The sequence below is a fragment of the Pseudomonas sp. B21-031 genome, assembly GCF_024748985.1.
In the GTDB taxonomy this organism is placed as follows: domain Bacteria; phylum Pseudomonadota; class Gammaproteobacteria; order Pseudomonadales; family Pseudomonadaceae; genus Aquipseudomonas; species Aquipseudomonas kermanshahensis.
The window spans coordinates 3323837-3341093 of the sequence record NZ_CP087181.1; the positions used below are offsets into that span (position 1 = coordinate 3323837).

The following is a 17257-nucleotide window of genomic DNA, read 5'->3' on the forward strand; positions in this document are numbered from 1 at the left end:
TGACAGCTCTGTATAAATCATTCCAATGCAAATATCGTAGGCATTATTGCGATTCACACATCAATTTACGACCAAGGTTTGGAGTCAACTCAGATGGAATATGAGCTTCAAGACATTCGATCTTTCGTTAAAATCGCCGAACTTGGCAGTTTCCATGAAGCTGCAGAAGCCTTGCACCTGTCCCAACCGGCACTCAGCCGGCGGATAAAGAAGCTGGAGGAAGGACTAGGGACCTCGTTGCTGGAACGCACCACCCGGCGCGTTAGCCTCACCAGCGTCGGGCGGGACTTTTTGCCCAAGGCCAGGCGCTTGCTGGATGACTTCGAAGATTCGATCCTGAGCATTCGCGAACTCGCCGAACGACAGAGCGGCCAGGTCACCCTGGCCTGTATCCCGACGGCAGCGTTCTATTTTCTGCCGTCGGTAATCCGCGACTACAACGAGCAGTACCCGAAGATCCGTATTCGCCTGCTGGACCTCAGCGCCAATGACGGGCTCGAAGCCGTACTGCGGGGCGAAGCGGACTTCGGCATCAACATGATGAGCGGCCAGCACCCAGACATCGAGTTCGTCTCCCTGGTGCAGGAGCATTTCGTCCTGGCCTGCAGAAGAGACCACCCGTTGGCGAACCGTGACTCCGTCACCTGGACAGAGCTGGCCGACTACCGGCTGATCGGCGTAGGCCGCCTGAGCGGTAACCGGATGCTGCTGGACCATGCGCTGTCCGGGCTCAACCTGCGGCCAAAGTGGTTCTATGAGGTTCAGCACCTGTCCACCTCGCTGGGCATGGTCGAGGCCGGGCTGGGCGTGTCGGCCATGCCCAGCCTGGCCATGCCAAGCGCCGACCACCCGACGCTGGTCAGCGTGCCGCTGATCGACCCGCAGGTAACCCGTACACTGGGATTGGTCTATCGCCGAGGGGCGTCTCTGTCGCCCGCAGCGGAGAAGTTCGTGTCGATCTTGTTGGACAAATGGCCGAACCGTTGAAAGCAATGCGCGTCTTCCGGCCTGACGCGACGCAGGGTAACTAGGGGCTGCGTTCATGGCTCACTCGTCCCCCAAACCCAGTGGGTTGGGCCGGCGCTTTTCGATCGCAAATTTGAGCAATGCGGCGCTGCGGAACAGGCCATGGGCGAACTTGCCGTATGGCAGCGTGATGAATAGCGCCATCACCGCACCCAAGTGAATCGCCAGCGCAATTGCCATTGCTGCAGTGTCACGCAGGCCCAGCAAGGCCAGGCCAGTAGCGCTGACCAGCAGCAGAAGCAGGATGAAAGCCCGGTCCATGGGGCGCTGGGCAACATCGCCCTGCTCCGGTGCCCTACGAAGGTTGAGCATCAGTAGCCCGGCCGGCCCGATGATCAGGCCAACGCCGCCCAAGGTTCCCAGCAGCACCGGTGCACTCAGCAATGGATACGGCGCCTGCTGGCCCAATAGGTAGTGGTACCCGGTAGCGACCACAGTGGCAGCGAAGCACAACAGGAAGCCGTAGAAGGTGAAATGATGGAAACGACGGCGCCAGAGCGTGTATCGATCATCGACATCAGTGCAGCCTTGGCCATGCCCACCGTCTAGATACGTCAGGGTCAACGCCGCGCTCGAGGCCTCGAACACTGCCCCCTTGGCCGGTTGCGCCAGGGCCTCGGCAGGCGAGACCGAACGCCAGAAACGCCGTATCGCCACCGTCAGCGCCACCGCTGCCGCGGCAAAGACACCGCCGAACATCAAGGCCAAGGTGTTGTGCGGGAAGACAGCATAGAAGTTCCCCGCCAACCGCCCCGGCAGCAACGTGCCGTTGACGTACAACGTCAGCAGCAAGAACAGTGACAACGCGATTACCAAAGCACCGGCGACGAAGGTGCCGTTGTGCCGATACAGTCGACCAAAGAGGGGCGGCCAGGCGTAATCGGCATATGTCTGCCCACGCACCCTGGCCATCGCCTGTGGCACGTTCACGGCAAATTCGTGGGGCTGAGCATACTGGCAGGCGTGCAGGCAGGCGCCGCAGTTGTGGCAAAGGTTGGCCAGGTAATGGATATCCGCCTTGCCGAACTCCAGCCTGCGGGTCATCGCGGGGAACACAGCGCAGAAACCTTCACAGTATCGGCAGGCGTTACAGATCCGCATTTGCCGATCGACTTCCTGCTCTTCCAGGTTCAACACCGGGATCAGTGCGAGGCCCGGCTGGGCGGCAGCCGGTTGGCGTGGTTCAGGCAGTTGTGCGGTCATGGCGATTCTCTTGTTCTGGATAGACGTGCCCTGCTGCAGCCGCGGCGCTGGTCCCCGCGATGCGGCCGAACGCGGTGCCGATGGACATGCCGACACCTGCGGTGTAACCCTTGCCCAACACGTTGCCCGCCATCATCTCACCGGCGACGAAAAGGTTCGGGCTGGGGCGCCCCTCGAAGTGAACCGCGGCGGTTTCATCGGTGCGCAGCCCCAAGTAGGTAAAGGTCACGCCAGGACGCAGGGGGTACCCGTAGTAAGGCGGAGTATCGAGCGGGCGCGCCCAGTGGCTTTTGGCCGGTTCGAGGCCCACGGTGTGGCAGTCATCAAGGCGCGTGTGATCGAAGGTTCCCACCTGGCAGGCACGGTTGTAGGCCCGCACGGTTTCAACGAAGGCCTGCACGGGCAAACCCAGCAAGCCGGCCAACGCCTCCAGGCTGTCGGCGGCGGTGCCCGGGAAAACCGGCGGCATGAACCGACCGAGCGCTTTCTGGTCGATGATCGAAAAACCAACCTGCCCCGGCTGATGCGCCACCAAGCGCCCCCAGATGGCATAGCGCTTGGGCCAAAAATCCTCGCCCTCATCGTAGAAGCGTTCACCGTCGCGGTTGACCACCACGCCCAGCGACACGCAGTCGATACGGGTGCAGATACCCCCGTCGTACAGGGGGGCACGGGCATCGATCGCCACCATGTGCGCCTGTGTCGGGTCGCCAATCTTGTCAGCGCCCTTTTCAATCATGCGGCGCAACAGCACGCCGTCATTGAAGCGCGTACCGCGAATCAGGAAATTGTCCGAAGGCCACTCCCCCCGCTCGTTCTGCCCCCAGGCCTCACGCAACCATGGGCGATTGGACTCGAAGCCGCCGGCGGCGAGGACGCAACTGCGCGCTTCGATGCGCTCGGCCGGCAGCTGTCGCCCGTGGGACTCACGTGCCGGCACATGGGCCGCAACGAAGCGACCGCCCTGCAGCTCAATGTCAGCCACCGGTGAGTCGTAGCGAATCTGTACCCCGAGGTTTTCGGCGCTACGGTAGTAGGCATTGACCAGCGCCTTGCCGCCGCCCATGAAAAAGGCATTGGTCCGTGCGGTGTGCAGCGCACCAGACAACGACGGTTGAAAATGCACGCCATGACGGCGCATCCACCCGCGGCAATTGGAGGACGCGCGAATCACCAGGCGCGCGAGCTTCTCGTCAGTCTGGCCACCGGTTACCTTCAGCAGATCCTGCCAGAACTCTTCTTCCGGGTACGCCTCCACCAGCACGTCCTGCGGGGCATCATGCATGCACCGCAAGTTACGCGTATGTTGCGAATTGCCACCCCGCCAGGCGCGGGGTGCAGCCTCGAGCAGCAGCACGCTGGCTCCGGCCTCGCGCGCCATCAGTGCGGCACAGAGGGCGGCATTGCCCCCTCCGATGACTAACACATCGATCATTTCGCCTCCAGGTCGCGAAGAGCCGAATGTTCGGGGGCTCTTCATGGCCACGGACTTTAATGAGTGCCCGGAGGGTGCGAAACGCGATCGCCGAGGGGAGGCATTTAGTTTTACTAAAGGGCTTGGGTGAGAGGCCCCCGAGCCTGGCTCAAAGCAACCGGGCCCCAGGCCATCGGCCCTGTTCCACCAAGTCCCGGGCGACCTCCTGCAATACAATCCGTGTCGCCAACGCGGCCGGCGAAAGCTCGTCATCAGTCAGGCTGACAATCACATTGCGACGCTGCGCCTGTGCTTCATCGATGGCGAACACGCGCAAGCCAGCCTGATGCGCCCGGGCCACCGTCGCGCCGGGCTGAAGGGTGGCGGCATGACCGGCACAGACGCAATCCATCAATAACGACAGGCCATCGACTTCCATGACGATGCTGGTCTCTAGCCCCGCCCGTTCGAAAATCGCGCGCATTGTCGTGCGCAAACCATGCTGTGTACTGGGCATCACCAAGGGTAGCGTCGCGATCTGCTCCAGTGTTAACGACTCGCCCCACTCTGCGTTGACCAGCGGCGCAGGAACCAGCACGAACAGTCGCTCTGTCAAAAGCGCCCGCACCTCTAATCGCGGCCCTGTTTCCGTCTGAAACAACACCGCCAGGTCAAGGTGCCTGGTATTGAGTTGGTTGGTCAGATAGCCAGACAACATTTCCACCAAGTGCAGACGAATGTTGGGATAGCGTTCGCGCATTCTGTCGATCAATGCCAGGCCAAGAATCGACGCCGTGGTCGGTGCCAGCCCCACGCTGGCATAGCCGCTCATGCGCCCGCTTTGTGCCGCCAGGACGGCATGTTCTGCCTGGCGAAGCGCCAGGCGAGCATGGTATTCGAAGGCCAGGCCCGCTGCCGTCGGAGAGACGCCGGTACTCGAACGTGTCAAAAGCCGGGTACTTAACTCGCTCTCCAGCTTCGACAGTTGCTGGCTCAATGCAGAGGCGCCAACCCCAAGCTCGACCGCAGCCCTACCCAGACTGCCGTACTCCAATACACCCAGAAAATAGCGAAGTTGACGCAGCTCCATACAAATCTCTTTCAACGACGGGCCCAAGTGCTGGGCCATGTTACCGAACGGTGCCAGTCCATGCTCGACACCGTCTGTGGATACGACGCACTGCGCTAGCGACGTTACAAGTTCAGCACTGGCCCGCGCGCCTAAGCGTCATTGCGCAGATAGGCCGACATAGCCAGGGCATCGCCCAACGCGGCACCGTTTGCAGTGTTGTCGAACACGCACCACGTAGGTAGCCGCGCAGCCCGTCGAACGTTCAACTGGGCCGCCAGGCGCTGCAGATACTCGCTGCCATAGGCGCTGCGGTAGATCTGCGGCTCGCCATGCAAACGCCAGTAGACCAGCCCCGGCCAGCCTCCTGGCAGCGCATCCACGCCAAAGCGCGCCGGGCTGGCAGCGACCTGAGCGACCTGAAAGTCGACAAGCAACGGCTGCGCTGCCGACCATGATCGATGCCTGGGTTCAACGGCCAGCGCCCCTGCATAACGCTTTCGCACGGACTCAAAAAATCGATAGGCCACGGCACCGTCGTACGCCAACGAAGGTGGCAACTGCACCAGCAGGCAGCCGAGGCGACTGCCCAAATGCCCGCACTCATCAAGGAACCTGTCGAGCGGCCCGTCACACGCTTGCAACCTCTGCTCATGCGTGACGGCCTTGGGCAGCTTGACTGAAAAGCGAAAATCCTCAGGTACCGATTCAGCCCATCGGGCATAGGTTTTTGAGCGATGAGGACGGTAAAACGACGTGTTGATCTCAACCGCATTCAAGCGTGCCGCGTAACGCTACAACTGGCTTCCCTCTGAAGCAAACTCATTGCCGTAAAGGCGTGACAAGCTCCAGCCGGCGCAACCGGATAAAAAGCTGTACAACTTCGTTGACTTGTACAAATTTAGTCATAGGCTTCAGCTGTATCCCTACATCAGCTCACTGTTGCTGAGGATCATCTGGAGCCAAACATGTCCGTTTTTCAGCCATTCGCCAAGCTCTTCAACAATTTTGAAAGGGGCAATCTCGACGCCCATTTTTGTCCGGCCGGTGAATGATGCCCAGCAGCTGGCTGGTCGCCAATGCACTCTGGTTGCAGGCCGGTTGGTGGGCTTGCGTGCTGGGCGCTCGGTACCCTGGGTTGTTGCTGCTGGTGCCACTCGGCCTGGCCATACACCTGTGGCTGTGCCCGGACTACAAGGTAGAAATCAAGGCATTGTTGCGTGTCGCATTGGCCGGCTGCGTGCTGGATAGCGTGCTCGGGGCACTGGGCGTATTCAGCTTCGATATGTGGCCCCTGCCCTTGTGGCTGGTATTGCTGTGGTGGGTGCTGGCCAGCGGCCTACGCCATAGCCTGGCCTGGGCCGGCCGGCCCTACTGGCGCGGCGCGTTGCTGGGCGCCTTTGGCGCCCCACTGGCCTACGTCGGTGGCGCCAGGTTGGCGGGGGTCGGCCTGCCGCTGGGTGTGATTGAAACCGGCTTGTTGCTTATGCCGGTGTGGGCCCTGGCCCTGCCATTACTGCTGCACATCGCGGCGCGGCGCTGACCGGCGGCAGCGTTCGGAGCAATAGCGCACCTCGGCCCAGCAGCGTGCCCAGCGCTTGCGCCAATTGAAGGGGCGGCCACATACCACGCAGGTTTTGCTGGGCAGCAGGCTCTTTTTCATACCACCTCACCAGCATCCAGCCGCGCCAGCAGTGACTGACCACGCTGCCACACCGCTTCGCGATGGCCAGGCGGCATGCCGTCCAGGTTACGGTAGACCATGGCCAGGCGTGGATTGGCCGACAGCTGAGCGCGGTGACGTATCAGAAAATGCCAGTACAAGGCATTGAATGGGCAGGCATCCTCTTCGATCACATGGTCGACGTTGTAGCTGCACGCCTTGCAATGGTCGGACATCCGCTGGATGTAACGACCACTGGCACAGTACGGTTTCGACCCCAGGTACCCACCGTCTGCATGCATGACCATGCCCAGCGTGTTGGGCAGTTCGACCCAGTCGAAGGCATCCATGTACACGGCCAAGTACCACTCGCAAATGGCGTCTGGCACGATGCCGGCCAACAGGGCGAAATTACCCGTGACCATCAGCCGCTGGATGTGGTGGGCGTAACCCAAGCGCAACGTCTGCCCGATGGTTTGCGCCATGCAGCGCATGCGGGTGGCGCCCGTCCAGTAGAATTCCGGTAAGGCACGCTGGTTACCCAGATGATTGAGCCCGGCATACTCAGGCATTCGCAGCCAGTAGATGCCGTGCACATACTCGCGCCAGCCAATCAACTGGCGGATGAAGCCTTCGGCGGCATTCAGCGGCACCCGCCCCTCACGCCACGCCTTGTCGACGTCGTCGCACAGGCAACGCACATCCAGAAGGCCAATGTTGAGTGCCGCGCTGATGCGCGCATGGAACAGGTACGGTTCGCCTTCTGCCATGGCGTCCTGGTAGTCACCGAACGCCGCCAGGCCGAAATCGAGAAAATGCTGCCAGAGCTGATGAGCCTGCTCATGGGTCACGGGGTAGTTGAACCCGTCCACGGCCCCGTAATGGTCACTGAAACGCTGCCGAACCAAGGCCACTACCGCTGTCGTGATCGCGTCCGGCTCAAACTGCGCAGCGAACGGCCCTCGCAACTGGCGCGGCAACGGCTTGCGGTTGTCCCCATCAAAATTCCAGGCACCGCCTGCGGGGCTGCCATCGGCCTCCAACAGCAACCCGCAACGCTTGCGCATGCCGCGGTAGAAATGCTCCATGCGCAGTTGCTTACGCCCCTGCGCCCACCGCGCGAAGGCTTCACGCGAGCACAAAAAGCGCGTATCGCGGTGCCACACAAGCGGCAGCTGCGCATCGCGTAGCGCCTGCTCCAGGCGCCATTCACCGCACTCTGTCAGGTGAATGTGCGTGGCGCCCAATGCCTGCTGCCAGCGACGCAGCTCGCCTGCAATGCTACCGCTGTTGCCGGTAGCGTTGAGCTCGACATAGTGCACCTGCCAACCCCGCTCCCGCAGCGCCTTTGCGAAATGCCGCATGGCACTGAAGATGAGGATGATCTTCAGCGGATGATGCGGCACGTAGCGGGCCTCGCCCTCCACTTCCGCCATCAGAATAGCGTCGCGGGTAGGGTCCAGGGCCGCCAGGCTTGCCAGGTCGAACGACAGTTGGTCACCGAGCACCAACCCCAGCCGCGGGGGCCGGGCTACCATTGGGTCGTCAGCGTCACGGGCACCCGCAGCGGCGCGATAGGCCCGTCACGCTGCCCGCACATTTCATCATGCACCACCTGCTGCACCAGCATGCACGGCACCGGTGGCAGCTCGGCCAACAAGTGGCGCAGCTCGGTGGTGGAGCGCAGGCGAACGGGCTGACCACGATCATCAATCAACGTGACCGGGCCGGCACCGGTCAGTGCGCGGAGGATGTAGAAGCCACCTTCGAGCGACAGCAGTTCAAGCTCTTTAACTTCACCGGCCGTAACCCGTTGAGTAAGCGCATTCAGGTTCATGGTGTGCCCTCCGGCAAGCGGCGGAAGAACAGCGTGATCTGCCCAATCTCCACGCCCAGTTTGCTCATGCTCGAGCGGTTGATCAGCGTGTCGTCATCCATCAGGTACATCCAGTCGTCCAGGTCCACCTGCCAATGCTCCCCGTCTACCGGCAGGTCCAGCCGGTAGCGCCAGCGCAGCGCATTACCGGCCGATTCGCCACGGGCCTCACCGATCACGTCACCCGCTGTTCCTCGCCAGCGGCCCGCACCTTCCGGTATCAGCGTCCAGGTTCGCTGCTGACGCGTGCCATCGCTGTAAAGAAAATGCTCATCGAGGATCAGCCGCTCACCGTCGCGGCGGCTGTCGATACGCACGTGAAAGCGCTTCACCACCTCTCCGGAACGCTTCTGGAACATCCCCCAGGCTTGCACCGGTCGCGAGAAGTATGCCGCCAGGTCGAGTTTCGGCTGCTCCTTGGCGTAGTGCTCGACACCGACGTTGCCACAACTGCCGAGGAGCAGGCAGCCAACCAGTAACAGTGCTCTGTACATGTTCACGTCCCTCGGTCGTTGCCCGCCAGCCCGAGCAGGCGCTGGCGCAGCTGTGGGTCCCTGGCCCGTGGGTCGAGCCAGATGGCGAAGAATGCTCGGGAAAATTCCGGGTCGGCGATTACCTGGCTGAGTGCGCCATCGACATAGAAGCGAGACCCTTGCCCTGGCAGGTACACACCCGTGATACGCATACCCGGGCGCACATCCACGAATGCCGCTTCAAGCGCCTTGCTCCACGCTGCGCTTTGCTGCGGCGTGATGTTGGCGTTAAGGCGGCGTATCTCCGCAAGGCTCGCGTCTACCAGCGTCTCCTTGGACAGCGATCGGTGGTAGCGAAGTTCCAGGGCAAAGGGCTGGTTCCAGTCCTGAACCGGGCCCACCGTCCACAGCCGGGCGCTGTAAAGGCGCACGCCGAACCACGTGAAATCGCCAGCTCCCAACGGTTGCGCCGTTGGCAATTCGGCTCGCCAGTCCGCCGCCACGGTCGACAGCGCAACCATCAGCAAGCACAGGCTGGCCCAACGCGCAGGAGGCACCATGCTCACCTCGAACAATTGGGAAATTCCTGTACAAGAATAGCTTTTTGTATAGGTTTCAACAAACCCTTGTACAGCTCTGATGAGGACGGTAAACACGGGTCATGCGCCGCTAAAAAAAACCGCTGAAACGGTTGCTCTGAACTTTGTCCTGCCCAACGGATTCCCCTGCTTACTCACTGCAATATCTGCTGCACAGCCGGCTTTCAGAAAAGGGGTTTTCACCATGATCGATCAAGCGACAGGTATGAAACCAGGCGAGCGCTATTGCGTGGAGAACGTCGAGCGCGCCCATCAGTTCCCGGGGTACTTTCAAGACGGCAAGTATTACCTCGGCCCCGAACTGCTGACTGCGGTCGGCTGGCTCGAGGGCACGCAGTTCATCTACGACAGCCTGGATGCTGAAGGCGAACCCGTCTTCCCGGATCGGATAGCGGGCACCATCGAGGGCTTGAAGCTGGTAATGGCTGATGGAACCACCCTTGAGCTTTGCCCCCTAGAAGCCAGTGCCACACTGCCGTCTAACGACAGCGAAGACGCACCAGCCCCAGAGCACTCCATGCCGATGAGCCCGATGCCAATCAAAGGCCCACTACGCGGAAAGGTCGTGGTCATCACCGGCGCCTCCAGCGGCATAGGCCGGGCGGCTGCGCATGCGTTTGCCTGCAAAGGTGCCCGCCTGGTGCTCGCGGCACGCGATGAGGAAGCGTTGTTCGACGTGCTGGATGAATGCACCGACTGCGGCACGGACGCTGTCGCCATTACCACCGACGTCACCCACAGCGATCAAGTGGCGGCCCTGGCCACCCAAGCTGCCGAGTTTGGCCATGGACGTATCGATATCTGGATCAACAACGCTGGGGTTGGCGCGTTAGGCAGCTTCGACGAAACACCGCTCGAAGCGCATGAGCAGGTAATTCAAACCGACCTGGTCGGTTATCTGCGCGGCGCATACGTGGTGCTTCCCTACTTCAAGGCACAACGCAGCGGCATACTGATCAACACCCTGTCGCTTGGCAGCTGGATCGCCCAACCCTATGCGGCAGCTTACTCAGCGAGCAAGTTCGGCCTACGTGGCCTGACCGAAGCGCTGCGCGGCGAGCTGACAGAGTTCCCCGGCATTCATGTCTGTGATCTTTATCCGGCCGTCATGGACACGCCAGGCTTGCGGGATGCAGGCAACTACACCGGCCACGCGCTGACACCCCCAGGGCCGATCTACGACTCGGAACGGGTGGCAAACGCCATGGTAGCCTGCGCCATTTCCCCGAGCGCGCGCACCACTGTCGGCGCTGCCGCTCGCCTCGCCCATCTGGCCAGCTATCTGGTACCGGGGCTGCCGCAGTTGTCAGGGTGGCTCACGCGCTGGAGCTTGAACCGCAGCCCCAGCGCTGCGATATCTTCTGGGAATCTGTTCGAGCCACCCGGTGACCGGCGAAGTGTGGACGGTGGCTGGCGAACTCAGAAAGATAAAACGTCGTTATGGGTGGGTGCGGCGCTGCTGGGTGTCATTGCCGGGTTTGTCTTCACGCGTTCGCAACGCAAGCGCCGCTAGGACTTGCAGGCAGTCATTTGCGCACAGCAGCGCGCCCGTCACGCGAGCTGGATATACACCGAGTAGCTGCCCAGCAAAACCCAGAACCCGAGAAAAATCCAAGGTGTGCGAAGGGAGAACAGCAACGATTTCCGGTGCCCGGCCCGGGACGTTTCAGCCTCGCAGAATAAGGGCGATTCATCATAGGCCAGGCCCATCATCGGCTCACTGCGCAGTAAGTGGCTCTGCTTCAACTGCCAGTGCTCGATGATCCGGAACGCCGCGCGGATGCCTGGCCAGGCATTCAACGAGCTCAACACGCCGAGCAGGGCGAGAAACGCCGGCACGATCAACGTGAACATTTCCCCCCAGCTCTGGTTAAGGTTGCTCATCGAAGACACGAAGGCGATGACCAGGAACGACTGAGCGGCCAGATACGCATCGGTACGGTTGGCCAGGATAGTGGTCTCGTACTGGATTTCGCGTCGATAGAAATCCAGGCGTTCCTTGGGCGTGCCGAACATCCGCGCATTCTGCTGATCGATCTCATGCTCAGAGGTGGTGGGCGTAATGATTCGAGGCACTTGGGCGCTCCTGAAAGGGGTGAGAGCAGCGCACTGCTGATCAGCGATAGAGCGATCCCTTCAACGAAAATTCATTGCAAGTGGGTGGCAGGCCGTCCGTCGTTCAAATCCAGCATCCACTTCAACACTGGCTTCTCGCACCGTTCGAACGGTAATGAGCGTTCTCAACTGCAGGAGCTTTGACCATGAGCGACTACCCTACTCCGCCATTCCCCTCGCAACCGCAAAGCGTCCCCGGTTCGCAGCGCAAGATGGAGCCGTACCCGGACTGCGGTGAGCAGACCTATACAGGCCACAACCGGCTCGAAGGCAAAATCGCCTTGATCACCGGCGCCGACAGCGGCATCGGTCGGGCCGTTGCGATTGCCTATGCGCGTGAAGGTGCGGACGTTGCCATCGCCTACCTGGATGAGCACGAAGATGCGCAAGAAACCGCGCGTTGGGTCGAAGCCGCGGGCCGCCAGTGCCTCCTCCTGCCCGGTGACCTGGCACACAAGCAGCACTGTTACACCATCGTCGACAAGACCGTGGAACAGTTCGGTCGCATCGACATACTGGTCAACAACGCCGCATTCCAGATGGCCCATGAGAGCCTGGACGACATTGACGATGAGGAATGGGTGAAGACGTTCGACACCAACATCACCGCCATCTTCCGCATCTGCCAACGGGCATTGCCGTCAATGCCGAAGGGCGGCTCGATCATCAACACCAGCTCGGTCAATTCCGATGACCCGTCACCCAGCCTGTTGGCCTACGCCGCCACCAAAGGCGCCATTGCCAACTTCACTGCAGGCCTCGCCCAGTTGCTGGCGAAGCAAGGCATCCGGGTCAACAGCGTGGCGCCAGGCCCGATCTGGACGCCGTTGATCCCCGCCACCATGCCGGATGAGGCCGTCAGAAACTTTGGCTCGGGCTACCCCATGGGGCGGCCAGGGCAACCGGTCGAGGTCGCGCCGATCTACGTTTTGCTGGCCTCTGATGAAGCCAGTTATATCTCGGGTTCACGCTACGGCGTCACGGGCGGCAAACCGATCCTCTGACGACCATGACGAGGCTTGCTGTTGCAGGCCTCGTCGCTTCATCTGCACGCTGCGAGCCATGCGGTAAAGACTTGAACCATTCGCACGCCCATCACGTCCACCGCAACAGTAGCGATGAGTTTGTACCCAGCAATCCGTGTTTCCCCGACCGCCATGAGGTGCCTGCATGAACGCTATCGACCTGTTGATTCAAGACCATAAATTGGTGAAGAAGCTGCTGGCTGAATTGTCTTCAACCACCGAGCGAGCCGTGAAAAAGCGCGCCGAACTGCTGCACCGGATCGAGCAGGAGCTGCAAGTCCACACTGCACTGGAGGAGGACATCCTCTACCCGGCCATCAAGAAAGCCGGCGGCAAGGAAGAAGCGAAGATGTATTACGAAGCCAAGGAAGAACACCGTACCGTGGATTCGCTGGTGCTTCCTGATCTGCTTCATACCGAAACCGGCACCCTCGAATTTGCCGGGCGGGTGAAGGTGATGAAAGAGCTGCTTGAACATCACATCGAAGAAGAGGAAGGCGAACTGTTCCCCACTGCGAAAAAGCTGCTGGGCAAAGATCAGCTGGAAGAGATGGGCGTTGCCATGGAGGCGCACAGGAAAATGCTCAAGGGTGAGCAGCGGGCTGCTTGACAACCGGCGCGGCGCATTTCTGCCTGGCAGTCCGCTTCATCTTTGGTTCAAATGCCTGACCACGTGCTCCGCTACCTGCGCCAGGCAGCCTTTGAAGAAGTGATTAGCCGCGCTATAGACGACGACCGGGCGGTGCTCTGGCCGTGCCCAATCAAGCAGGTTGGCCAGCGGCGCCATCTCGTCGTGCTCGCCATGTAGCAACAGGCAGCGGGACGGTAACGGCAGCGCTGGGTAGAACCGCCCGCCAGGCACCTCTCCGACCGGCAGCCCCAACAGCGCGACAGCATGCAGCGAGCTTTCCAGCGTGACCGCGACCCGGGCAAACACGTGCGCGCCAAACGAGAAGCCGACGAGTGCGATGGGCAGCTCGGGGTAACGTTCCTGCAGGTGCCTGACGACGACAATGCTGTCTTCGGCCTCACCTACTCCTTCGGCATGTGCGCCAGCGGTTTGTCCCACTCCGCGAAAGCTCGGGCGCACCACGCGCCAGCCTGCAGCGCACAGCTTGCGGGCCAAGGTCAGCGGTACCACGTGGTGCGGGCTGCCGCCCAGCAAGGGTTGCGGATGGCTGACCACCGCCACGCCCCTGACCGGCAACACCGGTTCATCGACAATCAATTCGATCAGCCCGGCCGGGCCCGTGATCAGCTGTTCGCTTCGTGCATCATCGTGCATCGCTATCTCCATCGACCGCTATCGTTTCGTCCGTTTCATTCGGCGCCGACTTGGCTGCTGGCAACGCGCGCAACACCATCACTACCAGCCCGACATTGATTGCCGCCAAGCAACCCAACGCCATGAGCACCCCCATGGCACCGAAGTGCTGCAGCAGGTAGCCGCCAACTAACGGTGTCAGTGCCTGGCCGATCAGTGAAGGCCGCGACATCTTGCCCATCAGCACCACGTACTGCGACGGTGGCATCAACGCCAGCGGTAGCAGGCCGCGAACGATCGCTCGCAGTCCGTTGCCCAGGCCGTAGAGTAACAAGCCCACCGCTGTCGCGCCTGGCGCAGACGCGACTAACAATACGCCTACCGCAACCAGCACGACTGACACCAGTGCAGTCCAAATGGGGTGGCGCTTGCCCGCTAGCATCTGCAACACCCGCGAGGCGACCTGGCTCGGCCCCAACAACGCCGAAAGCGCGATGGCAGCAGCCAGCGAATAGCCCAGCCCTTGCAGAACGGCGACCAGTTGCACCGAAATGGAGGTCATGATGACCGCCCCCAGCGCGAAGATCCACGTCAGTTGCCGGTACACGCGTCGGTTCACGCCCGCGCTGCTCTGTTCGATGAAGCGCTTGCGCGGCGCTGACCGGACGGCGCTCGGCAGTACCTTGAGATAAAACGGCGTTGTCACCAGAAGCACTGCGGCATAACCGACACACGCGTAGCGCCAGCCCACATGCTCGATGGCAAATGCCACCAGCGGCCAGCACAGGGTTGTGGCAAACCCTGTAATCAGGGTGATGCCGGTAATGGCTTTACCCGCACGCTCGGCATACAGCGCACCCAATGTCGCGAACAGCGCTTCGTAGAGCCCGGCGGCCATGCCAACACCGATGATCACCCACGCGAGCAAAAACGTCGGCAACGTCTGGCTAGCCGCGACGATCAACAACCCGAGAGCAACGATCACGCCACTGCTGGCCAGTTGTGTCCGGCCACCATAACGGGCAACCAGGCGGCTCGACAGCGGCGCAAGCAGGGCCGAGACCATCAGGCTCAGCGACAACGCGCCGTACACCCACTGGCTGCCCCAACCGGTCTCGCGCGTTATCGGCTCGCCCATGACCGCCAGCAAGAAGAACGAGCCGCCCCAGACCAGAATCTGCAGCATGCCCAGGCAAAAAATGCCAGGGGCCCCGGGTAGACGAGCTTCGGCGTGCACGGTAAACCTTCAACAAGACGAACGAATCAGTGCGCGGGACGCACGCGCCTAGTTTAAGGCGATGCTGCGAGCGGTGCTAAACCCTCTGGGCATAACAGCTATTGACCCCTGCACCTGCAGGGGCCAGCACAATGCCACTTAGGATTTGCGTTGCAAGGTGTGGTAATTCAGCGCTTCGCGCGCTTGCTTGAGGGTGCGCCCTTCGCTGATCAACGCGCGGATATCCGCTTCGACTGCTTCGATCTGACGGGCAACCTGGGCAACCTCTTGCGCCCGTTCACGTGGCACTACAACGACGCCGTTGGCATCGGCAACGATAATGTCACGGGAGCAGACACGGGCCTGGCCGATGGAAACCGGCTGGTTGACCGATTCGACCTGAACACGGTCTTTGCCTGTGCGCATGAAGCGCCCCTGGGTAAACAGCGGATAGCCATCGCCCAAGGCCTTGTTCACATCGCGGCAGACACCGTCGATCACCGTGCCAGCAATCTTCCGGGCCCCGGCATACTGGGTCATGATATCGCCCCACACGGTGCAGTCGGTGCGGCCATCATTGTCGATCACCACGATATCGCCCTCAGCGACCTCTTCGATGAAATCACCAACGGTGCCCGGTGGCACGCTCGCCGACACGTACTTCACCGTAAACGCCGGCCCCACGACCACCTGCTTGTAGTTGTCGAGCGGCATCACACCAAAGCAATGGCCAGGCAGGCCGAGCTTGTCCAAGGCATCCGAGACGCCGGGCGTGTCCAGCCCTTCGAACAGTGCAACCAGCGCTTTATCTTCTGCGTGCATCATTAGCTCCTTTCAAACAGACGGATTGATCACAACGGGTGACACCACAGGCCGTGAGGTCACACCTTTTGAGTCTTCGGCACCGGCTCCAGAATCGTCAGCAACAGCACAAAGCTGGCGAACGAACCCATCGCAAGGTAAGAGAACACGTAGTTCCAGCCATAACTGTCAAGCAACAAGCCGGTCAAAAACGGCGTCGCCGCGGCCCCTAGCTGCCCGACCATGTTGACGATGGCGTTGGCGACGGGGAACGTCTGCTTGGTCGCCAGTGCCATGGGGTAAACCATGTAAGAAGAGAACCCGAAGCTCAGCACGATGCCGGTCGCCATCAGCAACAGGCCGTACGAAAACGGGTCGGCAGGCGAATGAATCAACAGGTACATCATCACCGAGGTACCCAGCGCTGAAAGCAGCATCCCAGGTTTGCGCCGCCCGCCCAACCAACGGTCCGAGCAATAGCCGCCCAACAAGTTGCCCAGCACTGCCCCAACCCAAGGCGCAGCCGAGACCAACCCCATGTTCATCAACGAGAAGCCTTTGACGGTGATTAAGTAGGTGGGGATCCAGGACAACAATACGCTGGAAACACCCAGCTGGAAGCAGTACGCCAGCGCACTGCCCCAGATCAACCACGAACCGAAGACCTGGCGCTTGGTCTCCAGCGCCGCTACCTCGCGCCGACGAATGAAGAAGTCCAGGCGTTCAAAGCCCCGCCCTGAGGTCGTCTTCACGTCGGGTTCATTGCTGGCGACGTTGTCGCGCGGCGTGTCGTCAGTGATGTAATCAAGCTCCGCCTGATTGACGAAGCGGTTTTTCGAGGGGTGATCGGCAATCAGAAAGTACCAGGCGATCGACAGCAAAATGCCCGGCACGGCGAAGAAATAGAACACCTCGCGCCAGCCCCACACCGCGATGATCACGGCACACAGCGGCGGTACGATGACCGGGCCGAACTTGACCGCAGACAGAAAAATGCCTGAAGCAATGCCCTTTTCTCTCGGCGGAAACCAGTTGTTGATGGTGGTGGTCATGCTGATCGGCAGCGGACCTTCGGCAAGGCCCAGGCCGAACCGATAGATTTTCAACGCCAGCAGTGAGCCTGCGGTACCTACCAACCCGGTCAGCACCGACGTCATGACCATGGCGGTCGGCAAGATCCGGCTCACGCCCAGGCGACTGAAGGCCAAGCCTGCCGGGATTTGCGCCAAGGCATAAGCCAGCAGGAACAGGCTCATCAGCCCACCCGCTTCGGCGTTGCTCATCTCGAACTCTTTGCGAATAAAAGGCAACGCCACGCCGAGATTGGCGCGGTCGGCGGCAGCGATGGTGTAGATCGAGAAGATCATGCCAGCCACGATCCACCGGTAACTGCTGCGCCCTTTGGCATAGGCAACTTCAGCGATCGACATAGGTACATACCTTTGTTTTTGTAATTCGGCGGTAATCTAGGCGCCGTAAAGGTAGAAAAAAAGCGACAAATACTCACCACTTA

19 protein-coding genes are annotated in these 17257 nt (G+C 61.1%); 5 read left to right on the forward strand and 14 right to left on the reverse strand.

Annotated elements, in window-relative coordinates; all coding sequences use genetic code 11:
* Positions 1 to 93: 93 nt before the first annotated feature.
* The gene (locus LOY53_RS14565) at positions 94 to 987 is read left to right on the forward strand and encodes a LysR family transcriptional regulator (RefSeq protein ID WP_027596498.1); all 894 of its coding nucleotides are present in this window, start codon (positions 94 to 96) and stop codon (positions 985 to 987) included.
* 60 nt (positions 988 to 1047) lie between these two features.
* On the opposite strand, the gene tcuB is transcribed toward LOY53_RS14565, so the two are convergent.
* From tcuB to LOY53_RS14585, 4 genes are all read right to left on the reverse strand, one after another.
* Complete coding sequence (tcuB, locus tag LOY53_RS14570; RefSeq protein ID WP_258702843.1) at positions 1048 to 2229, reverse strand: tricarballylate utilization 4Fe-4S protein TcuB; 1182 nt, start codon at positions 2227 to 2229, stop codon at positions 1048 to 1050.
* The gene (tcuA, locus tag LOY53_RS14575) at positions 2210 to 3664 is read right to left on the reverse strand and encodes an FAD-dependent tricarballylate dehydrogenase TcuA (RefSeq protein ID WP_252824510.1); all 1455 of its coding nucleotides are present in this window, start codon (positions 3662 to 3664) and stop codon (positions 2210 to 2212) included. The genes tcuB and tcuA overlap by 20 nt, the downstream gene beginning before the upstream one ends.
* 148 nt (positions 3665 to 3812) lie before the next feature.
* Positions 3813 to 4733 carry a LysR family transcriptional regulator gene (locus tag LOY53_RS14580; protein ID WP_258702844.1) on the reverse strand — a complete coding sequence of 307 codons (921 nt, stop codon included), beginning with the start codon at positions 4731 to 4733 and terminating at the stop codon, positions 3813 to 3815.
* Positions 4734 to 4864: 131 nt separating this feature from the next.
* A complete protein-coding gene (locus tag LOY53_RS14585) occupies positions 4865 to 5491 on the reverse strand; it encodes a DUF72 domain-containing protein (RefSeq protein WP_309475926.1) in 627 nt (208 codons plus the stop codon).
* Between the two features lie 275 nt (positions 5492 to 5766).
* Between LOY53_RS14585 and LOY53_RS14590 the strand changes: the two genes are divergently transcribed.
* Positions 5767 to 6255, forward strand: coding sequence for a DUF2878 domain-containing protein (locus LOY53_RS14590; protein ID WP_252827428.1), 489 nt, complete (start codon positions 5767 to 5769; stop codon positions 6253 to 6255).
* Here LOY53_RS14590 and LOY53_RS14595 read toward each other — a convergent pair.
* Genes LOY53_RS14595 through LOY53_RS14615 form a run of 5 tightly spaced genes read right to left on the reverse strand, consistent with a single transcriptional unit; the run spans position 6226 to position 9284 of the window.
* Positions 6226 to 6375 carry a DUF2256 domain-containing protein gene (locus LOY53_RS14595; RefSeq protein ID WP_099453884.1) on the reverse strand — a complete coding sequence of 50 codons (150 nt, stop codon included), beginning with the start codon at positions 6373 to 6375 and terminating at the stop codon, positions 6226 to 6228. The two genes, LOY53_RS14590 and LOY53_RS14595, sit on opposite strands and share 30 nt — an antisense overlap.
* Positions 6372 to 7913, reverse strand: a complete 1542-nt coding sequence (locus LOY53_RS14600; RefSeq protein ID WP_258702845.1) for a cryptochrome/photolyase family protein — start codon at positions 7911 to 7913, stop codon at positions 6372 to 6374. Before LOY53_RS14600 ends, LOY53_RS14595 begins: the two co-directional genes overlap by 4 nt.
* Complete coding sequence (locus LOY53_RS14605; protein ID WP_099429573.1) at positions 7907 to 8212, reverse strand: DUF6482 family protein; 306 nt, start codon at positions 8210 to 8212, stop codon at positions 7907 to 7909. The genes LOY53_RS14600 and LOY53_RS14605 overlap by 7 nt, the downstream gene beginning before the upstream one ends.
* Positions 8209 to 8745, reverse strand: a complete 537-nt coding sequence (locus LOY53_RS14610; RefSeq protein WP_258702846.1) for a DUF3833 domain-containing protein — start codon at positions 8743 to 8745, stop codon at positions 8209 to 8211. Before LOY53_RS14610 ends, LOY53_RS14605 begins: the two co-directional genes overlap by 4 nt.
* A gap of 2 nt (positions 8746 to 8747) precedes the next feature.
* Complete coding sequence (locus tag LOY53_RS14615) at positions 8748 to 9284, reverse strand: chalcone isomerase family protein (protein ID WP_258704172.1); 537 nt, start codon at positions 9282 to 9284, stop codon at positions 8748 to 8750.
* 223 nt (positions 9285 to 9507) lie between these two features.
* Here LOY53_RS14615 and LOY53_RS14620 point away from each other — a divergent pair, with 223 nt between their 5' ends.
* On the forward strand, positions 9508 to 10836 hold the full coding sequence (locus LOY53_RS14620; RefSeq protein ID WP_258702847.1) for an SDR family oxidoreductase: 1329 nt from the start codon (positions 9508 to 9510) through the stop codon (positions 10834 to 10836).
* A 38-nt stretch (positions 10837 to 10874) separates the two neighbouring features.
* Here the strand turns inward: LOY53_RS14620 and LOY53_RS14625 are convergent, their stop codons facing one another.
* The gene (locus tag LOY53_RS14625; RefSeq protein WP_027596487.1) at positions 10875 to 11399 is read right to left on the reverse strand and encodes a hypothetical protein; all 525 of its coding nucleotides are present in this window, start codon (positions 11397 to 11399) and stop codon (positions 10875 to 10877) included.
* A 185-nt stretch (positions 11400 to 11584) separates the two neighbouring features.
* Here LOY53_RS14625 and LOY53_RS14630 point away from each other — a divergent pair, with 185 nt between their 5' ends.
* Entirely contained in the window at positions 11585 to 12442 is an 858-nt protein-coding gene (locus tag LOY53_RS14630) for an SDR family oxidoreductase (RefSeq protein WP_252824519.1), read from the forward strand.
* A 166-nt stretch (positions 12443 to 12608) separates the two neighbouring features.
* Entirely contained in the window at positions 12609 to 13073 is a 465-nt protein-coding gene (locus LOY53_RS14635) for a hemerythrin domain-containing protein (protein WP_252824520.1), read from the forward strand.
* Positions 13074 to 13109: 36 nt separating this feature from the next.
* Here the strand turns inward: LOY53_RS14635 and LOY53_RS14640 are convergent, their stop codons facing one another.
* From LOY53_RS14640 to LOY53_RS14655, 4 genes are all read right to left on the reverse strand, one after another.
* On the reverse strand, positions 13110 to 13748 hold the full coding sequence (locus tag LOY53_RS14640) for an alpha/beta hydrolase (protein WP_252824522.1): 639 nt from the start codon (positions 13746 to 13748) through the stop codon (positions 13110 to 13112).
* Complete coding sequence (locus LOY53_RS14645; RefSeq protein ID WP_252824524.1) at positions 13738 to 14913, reverse strand: MFS transporter; 1176 nt, start codon at positions 14911 to 14913, stop codon at positions 13738 to 13740. The genes LOY53_RS14640 and LOY53_RS14645 overlap by 11 nt, the downstream gene beginning before the upstream one ends.
* Before the next feature lie 189 nt (positions 14914 to 15102).
* The gene (locus LOY53_RS14650; protein WP_085273784.1) at positions 15103 to 15765 is read right to left on the reverse strand and encodes an RraA family protein; all 663 of its coding nucleotides are present in this window, start codon (positions 15763 to 15765) and stop codon (positions 15103 to 15105) included.
* Between the two features lie 59 nt (positions 15766 to 15824).
* The gene (locus LOY53_RS14655) at positions 15825 to 17174 is read right to left on the reverse strand and encodes an MFS transporter (RefSeq protein WP_258702848.1); all 1350 of its coding nucleotides are present in this window, start codon (positions 17172 to 17174) and stop codon (positions 15825 to 15827) included.
* Between the last annotated feature and the right edge of the window lie 83 nt (positions 17175 to 17257).